Annotated in this window: 3 protein-coding genes; all 3 read right to left on the bottom strand. The window is 61.6% G+C overall.

What is annotated here, in order from left to right; translation table 11 throughout:
• On the bottom strand, positions 1 to 884 hold an 884-nt coding region (locus VF436_RS08105), incomplete at its 3' end, for a lysylphosphatidylglycerol synthase domain-containing protein (RefSeq protein ID WP_330903501.1).
• Positions 885 to 1,082: 198 nt separating this feature from the next.
• A complete protein-coding gene (locus tag VF436_RS08100) occupies positions 1,083 to 2,009 on the bottom strand; it encodes an NAD-dependent epimerase/dehydratase family protein (RefSeq protein WP_330903500.1) in 927 nt (308 codons plus the stop codon).
• Positions 2,002 to 2,617, bottom strand: a 616-nt coding sequence (locus VF436_RS08095; protein WP_330903499.1) for a glycosyltransferase, incomplete at its 5' end; no start/stop codon positions are given. The genes VF436_RS08100 and VF436_RS08095, both read right to left, overlap by 8 nt.

The following is a 2,617-nucleotide window of genomic DNA, read 5'->3' as shown; positions in this document are numbered from 1 at the left end:
GCTATGCGCAGTGCGACAACAAGCAGGACCACTTCCACGGGGGGCAGCACCCCGCTGAGCCAGGCGCTCAACATGGCTTCTCGGATACCGAGGCCGGCCGGTGCACCGGGGGCGACAAAGCCGAGGATCCAGCTGCTGGCGAATGCGCCGATGAAGAACACGGGGCCCGGCACCAATACGCCCGCGGGCGTCAACGAACCGGCAACCAGCCAGAGGCCATAGCCAATCATGACGAAACTGCTCGCATACAGCGCGTAGCAGCTACCGACCGTTGCCGGATCGAGGTGTAATCTTGCCGGCGCGGCTATGACTTCTTTGGGTGCGGGGCTTCGCAAGCGGGTCACCCAAATGGCAATGCGCGGCGCAAGCAGCAATGCGGCCAGTGCACCTAAAGTCACCACAATCAGCAACGGCACCCTGTACTGGGTTATTTGCAGCTGTAGCAGCGCAGCTGGAGGTGCCCACAGCAGGGTGAGCGCGCCAATGTGCGCGCTGGCGACCAGCGCCAGCAGGAGTTCGTAGGCTACGGAGAGAAGTGCCGGCGACATCTGCACGCCCATGCCGCGTGCCAATGCGATGCGTCCGATGTGCTGGGCTACATTGCCAGGGAGGTATTTGCCGAACTGAGTGGTGGCCAGGATAGGTAGCAGGCGTGCAAGCCCGGCAGGCTGGTGCATGGCTCGCAACAGCCTGGCCCAAGCGAGAGCCGTTGTCAGAATGGACAGGGTGTAGAGCAGGGTAAGGCAACCCGTAGCAACAAGTACCCTACTGTCGAGCAGCGCGGATAGATCCTTGCCAGCCAAGGCGCGATGCGCATAGACCACGAAATAGCCGCCGGCCACGACTGCCAGCAGGAGGCCAAGGCCTTTCAGTATTCGCTTCATGCTCGGCATATGCCTTTTGCAAATTCCTTGTGCCGTGCCGCTGAGGGTCTGGCAGGATTGCGTCCCGCAGCGTGCGGCCGCGTGTTCCGGCGTGCGCATGGCAAGGGCGGTGACTGCTCACCCAAGCGACGGCACGGAAGTTTGTTCCCGTGCGAGGCGTTCACGAGGAGGTATCCGCTCCCGATGATGCGTGCCATGTCAGGACATGGCACGGCTGAACCACTCCCATGTCTGTGTCAGGCCTTCTTTCAGGGACGTCTGATGGCGCCAGCCGTAGACTTTTGCCGCATGTGCAGCGTCCATGGCGATGCACGATGCGTCTACAGCCCTGCTGGCATCGTAGCTTCGATGCAATGGCTTGCCCGTAGCCGCTTCCATGACGTCGAAGAGCTCGTTGAGGCTGATGCTGGTGCCGCTGCAGACATTGAAGATCCTCGTACCTTTGGGCATGGGGGTATCGAGAATCATGGTGCAGAGTCGGACCAGGTCGTCGATATAGACATAGTCGCGACGGACAGATCCGTCGCCCCATACGTGGAGTGTCTCGTTGCGCAGAATTTTGCCGAAGGCGGCCGGAATGACGCCGAAGCCGGGGCGTTCGGGCTGACCCGGCCCATAGATGTTCGAAGGGCGCAGGATGGTGGCCTTGCCGTCAAACTGGTCGCACCAGGCAGAGATGAGGTGTTCCGAAGCGAGCTTGGCTGCGCCGTGATACGAGCGCGGGTGGACACGAGCGCTTTCGTCGGATGCCAAACCGGAGGCATCCGCGTAGAGCGAACCTCCGGAAGACATGTACAAAAGCTCCACGCCAGGGTGATTCTGGAGTGCCTGCAGCAAGGAAGCGGTAACGTACAGGTTGGTATTCACCTCCTGCAGCGGCTGCGCCGCGGACGTGCCCGGCGTGGATGTCGAAGCAAGATGCACGACGGTATGGCTACGTGTGAGCAAAGAGGTGAAAGCTTCCGGTTCCCGGAATTCGCCGACTACCGATTCAACCAGGGGATGCTTGAATCCCGGCGTGCTGCGGTTGACGGTGATGACCGGCTTGCCCTTCAGGGCCAAGGTTCGTGTCAGGCTGCGCCCGACAAAACCGCCTCCGCCGAGAATGAGTACCGCCTTAGTCATCTTTCCTTCCCTCAAGCAGGCGCGTATAGATGCGCCGATAACGATTTGCGCAGTCGTCCCACGTACCGAGTTCCTCGGTCACACGACGGCGCGCAGCTTCCCCGAAGCAACGATTGATGGCCTCGTCCTCCAGCATACTCAGTGCTTTGCCGTAGGTTTCCTCGGAGTCGCACAGCAGGCCTGTCTCGCCGTCGACGACGACGGTGGCATGCGCCGGCATACGGGAGGCAATGATCGGCAGGCCTGCAGCCATGGCTTCCAGCATCACCTGTGGCCGTCCTTCGGCGTGGCGGCTCAACGTTACCAGTCCGCAAGCGTGAGGAAACCATTCTTCGGCCAATTGCGCCGGCGCGGCGGGGCCGTGGTAGTGCACCCAATCGGGCACAGCGATGTCCTGCTCCATGGGCCCGAACAAGTGCAGTTCACGCGCACCGTCCTTGAAGAGCGGGTATGACCAGTCAAACAGCGGCCCGAGCTTGTCCATGGTAAGACGCGCAACCACAATCCAGCGCTTGGGATGATTGGCGACCGGTGTGCGATCTATGGCGTACCAGACCGGGTCGATGCCGAACGAAACGGGACAGATCTCGGCGACATCGCCGAATGCG

Origin of the sequence: Dyella sp., from assembly GCF_036384435.1 — a bacterium.
GTDB lineage: Bacteria > Pseudomonadota > Gammaproteobacteria > Xanthomonadales > Rhodanobacteraceae > GSA-30.
The sequence above is the reverse complement of the archived record's forward strand: the minus strand, read 5'-3'. Positions and strand labels throughout refer to the sequence as shown.

Coding starts and splice junctions, on each gene's coding strand:
- VF436_RS08100 (WP_330903500.1), bottom strand. CDS start 2,009: ATGACTAAGGCGGTACTCATTCTCGGCGGAGGCGGTTTTGTCGGGCGC.